Below are 7884 nucleotides of genomic sequence, written 5' to 3'. Positions count from 1 at the left end.
AAGAGAGAATCGAGCTTGGTGTCAAGAAAGAGGAATTAGAATTAGTGGTCCGCCGTTGGGAAGACCACCTAAAAATGTCAGTAAAGAAAATAAGAAACAGGCTGCTTATGACGAAGGTATTCGTAACTGTATTGAAGGTAAATTTGGGCAGGGTAAACGAAGATTTAGTTTGGGTAGAGTCATGGCTAAACTTCCTCATACCTCTCTAACTGCTATTGCTATTACTTTTTTAGTTATGAATCTTTCTACCTTACTATCAAGGGTTTTTTGGGGATTTTTATGGCAATTTTTCCAAATAATCTCTTTTTTCTTTAATTCAATTAGAAAAAGTGATGTTTTGCCTAATTTTAAACAACAAAAACTTATCTTTGCTTTTGCCTAACTACCTAGTTAATTTTTTTTTGCCTTTTTCTACTTTTTCAGCAAGCCCTAATTAACTATGGTCGTAAACAGTAAAATTCCTATCTAGCCAAATAACATAAAATATAGTTCCATCTCTATAGCCAACCATTGGTTTCATACCAGAGAATCGAAAAGCAATAAAATTTACATCTTCTGTAATAAAATTAGGAATTGGTGCTTTGATAGCATCTCTAGAAATTTTCTCATAACCAAGTTTATGTCTATTTTGCGACTGTATTTGACTCCAAGTTAATTTACTCAATCTATATAGTTTTAGTGAAAATGCAGCTTGATCATCTTTTTCACATTTTGTTATGCAATATTCACCTTCTAGATAACGTAGAGAAAATATCGGAGGTTGCTGTTCTGGAGGAATTTCTTGTTTATCAAGTGGAGTAGCTAGTTTATTTCCTCTTTCCTTTGTCGGTGGTTTAAATCTTTTTTTACTACTCATTTGCAATCACAAGCTGAGTCTTAAAGTGTTTCTTGAGAGCTTGATGACTGATAATTAGATTATCTTGACGTGCATCTTTCCAAGGTTCTTCCTCATGAATTAAACTTAATAATTTCCATGCAGAAAACTGACCATAAACAGCATACACTTCATCGAGTAGTTCACGAGTTTGCTGATCATATTTTGAAAAATCAATATCTTCAGGAATAGGAATAGCGTTAGCACCATAATCTTTATATATATGATAAGCTTCAGGCACTACAGGTCCATGTGTCCAAGCCTCTATAGATTCTGAAAATAAGGGTTGATCATACAATGCCAAATGAAACCCTTGAGCATAATAAAGTAACTTTTGCAGCTTGAGATTAGACATTAAATCCCCTGCATCTTCATCCGTCTGAGCTAGAAAATATTTAGCAATATCATGACAATTGAGCATACTTAATTCCTGCCATCTTTAAATCAAAAACTACTTCCACCAATCTCTATTACAAACTCCTCTAATGCTTGCACAGTTCCTACTTCCCAAGCGCGTGCAACTGTAGCAGGAATAATTTGCGTTACAGGAATATGAGGAAAAAGAGGACTGCTATCAAATTTAATATAATTTCCATCACTGAATAAATAAATAGCCAGCTTCCCATCATCATAAATCCATAATTCAGGAACACCTATAACTCGATAAGCTTCCAGAGTTGTTTTAGAAGTTACATCTATTTCTATAGCTAAATCAGGTGGCGGATCATTTATTTCTAATCTCCGCTTATTGATCATTATTTGGTAATTTTGAATATAAAAACACGCATCTGGTTCTACAGCGGCTGTATTTTCCCCCTTGAAAGTTGTTGAACCAAAAGGTTCGTATTTTTTCCCTATCTGTTTCAGTAAGATTTTGACAATATCAGAAATTAAGTCTTTGGGCTTTTCGTGTTCAGGGAGGGGAACCATGATTTCTAGAGTAAAATTACTGTACGCAAGTCGCGCAGCCCGCTTTTCTCCCAGTTCTTGCAAAATCGTCTCAAACTCTTGCCAACTGACATCTTGAATAGTCACGACGCTACCCGGTGCTAACTGCATTTGGCTAACGGGTTTCATGACAAGGGATAAAGTAGTCATACTTCTAAGCCTGAAACTGCCTTAGCTCTACAGTAACTTAACTGGAGCGGCACAGGAGATTAAAATACAGCCTCTTTTACCAATCTCACCCTTTGCGGCTGGTAGATGACAAAAATTTCACTAATTCGGATAAACATAGATAAGTGATAAAAAATTAAAGATTTTTAAGTATAAATACTATATTTAATAAGTACTAATTAATGATATTTTGAATACAAGCATCTAAACACAAAATAGTCAAGTTAAAATTCATGCTTAAGCATTTTCAAATATTAGCATTAGTCAACTCTTCGATAGGAATACTAGCACTCAACTTTGCTCTACCTCAATCAGCGTCAGCGGCTATTGTATGTGAACCAGGAACTATTAATAATTATAGTAATGGTTCATTAGCAAGTTGCATTTTAGGGCAGGATACAACTTTGCAAGTTTCTACTAAGGCACAACTATTAACTTTTCCTTGTCAAACCAAAAATTATATTAGCTTTGATGCCAACGGACAGTTTACAAGCTGTAGATTATCAGAAGAAATCCAAATAAGAAGAGGTAACTCTCTTCAACAATGCCCCAAAGATTACTGGGTAAAAGTTTCACAATCAGTAAATGGCAATATATCTGTTACTTGTCAACTCCAGTATTGATATATTGAGTTTCTTCTGATACAGGCATTTTCACCACGAAAACGATTCGAGTTTAATGATTGCAGCAATTCCCCTGATCCCGACCGGTGAAGGAAAAAATTTCACATAAATTTAACAATGTGTACCAATAATTTGGTAACTTAGTACATAGTTCGCAACAAACAATTTAGGGAAAAATTACGTTGAGTTACCATCCAGATGCCATTGCCCCCCACGGTGGAGAGTTAATTAACCGGGTTGCTTCCTCAGCACAAAGAGAAATATTTCTCTCTAAGGCTGACTTTTTGCCGCGTGTGGAACTTGATGAGCGAGCAGTTTCTGATTTAGAAATGATTGCCATTGGTGGTTTTAGTCCTCTCACTGGTTTCATGAACCAAGCAGACTATAACCGAGTAGTTACAGAAATGCGGTTAGCTAACGGTATTGTCTGGTCAATTCCCATTACACTGTCTGTAACTGAAGCAGTAGCAGCACCTTTACAAACAGGCAGTTTAATCCGCTTAGATAACCCCAATGGTGAATTTATTGGGGTATTGGAACTGACCGAAAAGTATACCTACGACAAACAACACGAAGCCATTAATGTTTATCGCACTGATGACGCTAAACATCCTGGGGTGCAGGTAGTCTACAACCAAGGTGCTATCAACCTGGCTGGCAATATCTGGTTATTAAATCGTGATTCTCATCCCCATTTTCCTAGCTACCAAATTGATCCCGCTGCTTCACGGGAAATGTTTAGAGAAAAAGGCTGGAAAACAATTGTTGGTTTCCAAACTCGCAATCCTATCCACCGCGCTCATGAATATATTCAAAAGTGCGCTTTAGAGACGGTAGATGGTTTATTTTTACACCCATTGGTAGGGGCAACTAAAGAAGACGATATTGCCGCTGATGTGCGGATGCGTTGTTATGAAATTTTGTTAGAACACTATTACCCTTTAGATAGAGTAATTTTAGCAATCAACCCAGCAGCGATGCGTTATGCTGGACCTAGAGAAGCAATTTTCCATGCTTTAGTCAGAAAAAATTACGGCTGTACACATTTTATTGTGGGACGTGATCATGCTGGTGTAGGCGACTACTACGGCACTTATGACGCTCAGTATATATTTGATGAATTTGCCCCGGAAGAGTTGGGGATTGTGCCGATGAAGTTTGAACACGCCTTCTACTGCACACGCACCAAACAAATGGCTACAACTAAAACCAGTCCTAGTAAACCAGAGGAACGGGTTCACTTGTCTGGAACAAAGGTTCGGGAAATGTTGCGTCGGGGTGAGTTACCACCTCCAGAATTTTCTCGTCCAGAAGTAGCAGCAGAGTTAACACGGGCTATGCGAATTTCACCTGTATTAGTTTAGATTAGGATTAGAAACTTTACTCTACAGACTTCAGCCTTTAAGCTATGAGCTAGTAGGCTGGGGTTTAACTGGTAATTATGAAACGGCGTAAATTTTTACACAAAATTAGCGGCTTATTAGCAGTGTTGGGAATTACTGAGGCTGAGTGGTTGACTTTAAGCGATCGCTATTACCAAGCTTTAGCACAACCTAATCCGCGTAAGTTGGCATTATTGATAGGGATTAATCAATATCCACACAGTCCCGCCCTTGGTGGTTGTGTAACTGACGTAGAATTACAAACAGAATTATTAATTAATCGTTGTGGTTTTGCAGCATCGGATATTCTGACTTTAACTGAAGAACAAGCTAGTAAAGATTTTATTAAAGCGGCTTTTTTAGATCACTTGGGTAAACAAGTGAAATTTGGAGATGTGGTGATTTTCCATTTTTCCGGCTATGGAACTCGCGTAAATTTGGGAACGGAAAAACTACAAAATGCCATCATCCCTGTTGATGAAGGGACAAAATCGGGAAATTATGTATTAGAAGAAACACTGCGGTTATTATTGCGATCGCTCCCGACAAATCAAGTCACAGCAATATTAGATACAAGTTACTATTATCCTAGCGAATTAAAACCCTCCGGTTTGCGAATTCGTACCCGTCCAGAATTAGCACCCACAACCTTAGCAACAGAAGAATTAGAGTTAATCCAGCAATTAAAAAACCAAATATTACCTATTAACAGTACAACGGTTTTTAACGCGACATCAGAAGCAAATCAGCAAGCCGGAGAACTACTCTTTTCTAATTGGAGTGCGGGATTATTTACCTATGCTTTAACTCAATATTTATGGGCAACTACCCCAGCCAAAAAAGTACAAGTTCTTTTCTCTGCTATGGGTAGTTCTATGTATAACATGGGTGGGAAACAACAACCAAGTTTATTTAGTGAACAGAAAAACCCTCAAAATGCTTTAATTGTTGATTATTTTCCCATTGATAAATTTGGGGGTGTGGGCATAGTCAAAACAACAGAAGAAGATAGTAAAACAGTCAAATTATGGTTAGGAGGATTACCTCCGCAAGTGATCGCCAATTATAGTGCAAATTCTCTATTTACTCTTAATACGGGAGAAGAGTTAATTGTTAAATCGCACAGTGGCTTAATAGCTAAAGCCCAATTTACGAATAAAGAACTTATTAAGTTACCTCAAGTTGGAGAAATAGTTCAAGAAGCTATCCGTGTATTACCCCGGAATATTCATCTCAACATTTTCTTAGATCAGGGGTTAGAAAGAATTGAACGAGTAGATGCTACCAGTGCCTTTTCAGGTATTAGCCGTATTGCTAACATTGTCACCCCAGAAGAAACCGCTGATTATGTATTTGGTAAAGTTACCCAAACACCCAGCCGTTATGGTATTTTTTCCCTGGGTGGTGAACTAATAATTAATACTTTGGGGGAAGTTGGGGAAGCTGTGAAAGTAGCAGTGCAACGATTAACCCCAAAATTTTCTACTTTATTAGCAGCAAAGTTATGGCAACTAACAGCAAATGAAGGAACTTCCCGTTTACCAGTTAGGGCAACTTTAGAGGTTGTCAACCAAATTTTACCTCGTGTTGTCATGGTAAGGGAAACCGTGGGAATTGCCAGTACAGCTTATTCTGATCAAACACCCAGCTATCAAGGAATAATAGCTATTCCTAAAATTCCCGTAGGTAGTCGCTTGCAGTATAAAATCGAAAACTTTAGCGATCGCCCTATGTATTTAATCTTATTGGGATTAAATAATAATCAAAGTCCCTTAGCTTTTTACCCTTGGGAAGTTTTTCCAGAAACAGATATTCCTCCTACCAAACCCCAATTAAGAGAAATCCTCATTCCTCCAGGAAAAACCATCAAAATTCCAGACAATCAACTGCTATCAGGCTGGTTAGTTCCCACCCGTTCTACCTTTTGTGAACACCAACTTATTCTGAGTACAGCATCGTTTAAAGAAACTCTTACAGCATTAGCGATCGCTAAATATCCCACCACAGATCAACAAGCTATTAGTCCTTTAGTCAACCCCTTGGAAGTCTCACAAGCCCTATTACAAGACTTACATAACGCTAGTAAAGTTAAAACTGACATTAATGGTATTGCCACTGATACTTATATTTTAGATGTCAAAAACTGGGCAAGTTTGAACTTTAGTTTTCAAGTAGTGTAAACACGCCATGCGGTATTATAGTCATGTATATTACTATGGCTTCTGAATTTACACTTACTAAGATTGCATGAAAAGCAAAAATCAGCTTGGGTTAACTTTATCACTTATTTTATTATCTACTACTCCTGCGATCGCTCAACCCAAGCCAACTACATCACCCCAACTTGTACCTAGTGAAACAACTTTAACTCAGCAGCAAAAGGAACTAGAAAAATTACAGCAAGAGAAAGAAATCCGCAACACAGTTCAGACGGAAGTAGATCGTGCTTTTAGTCGCACTACAACCATGCTGAATATCTTGCTAGTTGTGCTAACTATATTGCCTATTGGTACAGCATTTATTATTTGGTTTTTGCGCCGTAGCGTTGTTAGTCAGTTAGTGACTGAGACAAAAGAACCTATAGAGAAGGAAATATCAAAAGCGAAAGTTGATGCTGAAACACAATTACAAACACTTGTTTCTGACAATGAACAAGAAATGGAGGATATCAAAAATAAGACTACATCTGAGCTACAACATTTAGTTAGTAGTTTATTGGTTAATACAAAGCAACAACTTGAAACTGAAATTTTACAAGTAAAAACTGACATAATAAATCAGCTACAGAATATTATTAATGAAGCTGAAAATTCATCTCAAAGAATAAAGCAAGATATAGCAAATGCCACACAAGAAATAGGACAAGCAAAAGCTCAAGGTATCGCACAACTAGACAATGCTAAAAAAGAAATTGAATCTAGAAAAGCTCAAACTATTTCTCAAATACAAAATTCAACTAATCAGCTAATGGCTGAAGCCAAAACACAATTAAATAGGGAAATAGAACAAGCAAAAATTGAAGGTATTGTTCAACTAAAAAATGCTGAGAGAGAAATTGAATCTAGAAAAGCTCAAACTATTTCTCAAATACAAAATTCAATTAATCAGCTAATGGCTGAAGCCAAAGAACAGATAAGAAGAGAAATAGAAAAAGCAAAATATGACGCGCTGAACCAAATAAATAGGGTGGTGTTTGAAGTTCAACAAGAAAAGACAAGAATTATTGCAAAACTTACTGAGATGATTCCTAAAACACTTTCTGAGATTACGCCTGAAACGTATCGGCTCAATAAGTAGGGGTAACAGAGGAAAATAAGTGCAACGAGGTACACACAGTGTCATAGAATGGGAGACATGACACAAAAAATTATTGAGAGTGACAAATCAATATCAGATTTACTGCAAACCATCGAGCCAAAAGGGATTGCAGACGAATCAATGCGTCATACAGTAGAGATATTACTAAACCTAATAGAGCAATTACAATTAAAAGTCAAAAGCTTAGAGTCAGAGAATCAACGGTTAAAAGATGAAAACAACCGATTGAAGGGAGAACAAGGTCAACCAGACATAAAAGCCAAGAACAAGAAAGGGTTTGAAAATAAGCACTCATCAGAACAAGAAAGAAAGACCCCAAAACAGCACTCCAAGGGCAGTAAAAATCAAACAATTAAAATAGACAGAGAAAAAATCCTAGAATACCCCCAAGACAAACTACCAGCAGACGCACAGTTCAAAGGGTATGAAGAAGTAATCGTTCAAGACATCATCCTGAAAACCGATAATGTACTATTTCGGAAAGAGAAATACTACTCACCATTAGAAAGGAAAACTTATCTAGCAGAACTGCCTTGTGGTTATGAAGGAGAATTCGGACCCGGAATAAAAA

The 7884-nt window shown here is 37.1% G+C and carries 8 protein-coding genes and 1 pseudogene; 6 read left to right on the top strand and 3 right to left on the bottom strand.

Annotation, left to right across the window (positions count from 1 at the left end; genetic code table 11):
- Window positions 1-382 (top strand): transposase (locus tag FJR38_RS04570; RefSeq protein ID WP_254449356.1); only part of this gene is annotated, 382 nt, incomplete at its 5' end.
- Between the two features lie 51 nt (window positions 383-433).
- Here FJR38_RS04570 and FJR38_RS04565 read toward each other — a convergent pair.
- From FJR38_RS04565 to FJR38_RS04555, 3 genes are read right to left on the bottom strand one after another with little or no spacing between them, the layout of a single operon-like run.
- Window positions 434-856 carry a hypothetical protein gene (locus FJR38_RS04565; RefSeq protein ID WP_168535701.1) on the bottom strand — a complete coding sequence of 141 codons (423 nt, stop codon included), beginning with the start codon at window positions 854-856 and terminating at the stop codon, window positions 434-436.
- The gene (locus FJR38_RS04560) at window positions 849-1295 is read right to left on the bottom strand and encodes a Panacea domain-containing protein (protein WP_168535699.1); all 447 of its coding nucleotides are present in this window, start codon (window positions 1293-1295) and stop codon (window positions 849-851) included. The genes FJR38_RS04565 and FJR38_RS04560 overlap by 8 nt, the downstream gene beginning before the upstream one ends.
- Before the next feature lie 23 nt (window positions 1296-1318).
- Window positions 1319-1972 (bottom strand): Uma2 family endonuclease, encoded by a 654-nt coding sequence (locus FJR38_RS04555; protein ID WP_168535697.1) that lies wholly within the window; start codon window positions 1970-1972, stop codon window positions 1319-1321.
- A gap of 251 nt (window positions 1973-2223) precedes the next feature.
- On the opposite strand from FJR38_RS04555, the gene FJR38_RS04550 reads away from it, so the two are divergent.
- From FJR38_RS04550 to FJR38_RS27675, 5 genes and pseudogenes are all read left to right on the top strand, one after another.
- Window positions 2224-2613, top strand: coding sequence for a hypothetical protein (locus FJR38_RS04550; protein WP_168535695.1), 390 nt, complete (start codon window positions 2224-2226; stop codon window positions 2611-2613).
- Between the two features lie 182 nt (window positions 2614-2795).
- A complete protein-coding gene (gene sat / locus FJR38_RS04545) occupies window positions 2796-3977 on the top strand; it encodes a sulfate adenylyltransferase (RefSeq protein WP_168535693.1) in 1182 nt (393 codons plus the stop codon).
- A gap of 77 nt (window positions 3978-4054) precedes the next feature.
- Window positions 4055-6175 carry a caspase family protein gene (locus FJR38_RS04540; protein ID WP_168535691.1) on the top strand — a complete coding sequence of 707 codons (2121 nt, stop codon included), beginning with the start codon at window positions 4055-4057 and terminating at the stop codon, window positions 6173-6175.
- 67 nt (window positions 6176-6242) lie between these two features.
- On the top strand, window positions 6243-7292 hold the full coding sequence (locus FJR38_RS04535; protein WP_168535689.1) for a hypothetical protein: 1050 nt from the start codon (window positions 6243-6245) through the stop codon (window positions 7290-7292).
- A gap of 57 nt (window positions 7293-7349) precedes the next feature.
- Window positions 7350-7884 (top strand): annotated as a pseudogene (locus FJR38_RS27675) (hypothetical protein); the annotation flags it as partial.

It is taken from the genome of Anabaena sp. UHCC 0253 (genome assembly GCF_009712085.1).
Classification (GTDB): domain Bacteria; phylum Cyanobacteriota; class Cyanobacteriia; order Cyanobacteriales; family Nostocaceae; genus Dolichospermum.
The sequence above is the reverse complement of the archived record's forward strand: the minus strand, read 5'-3'. Positions and strand labels throughout refer to the sequence as shown.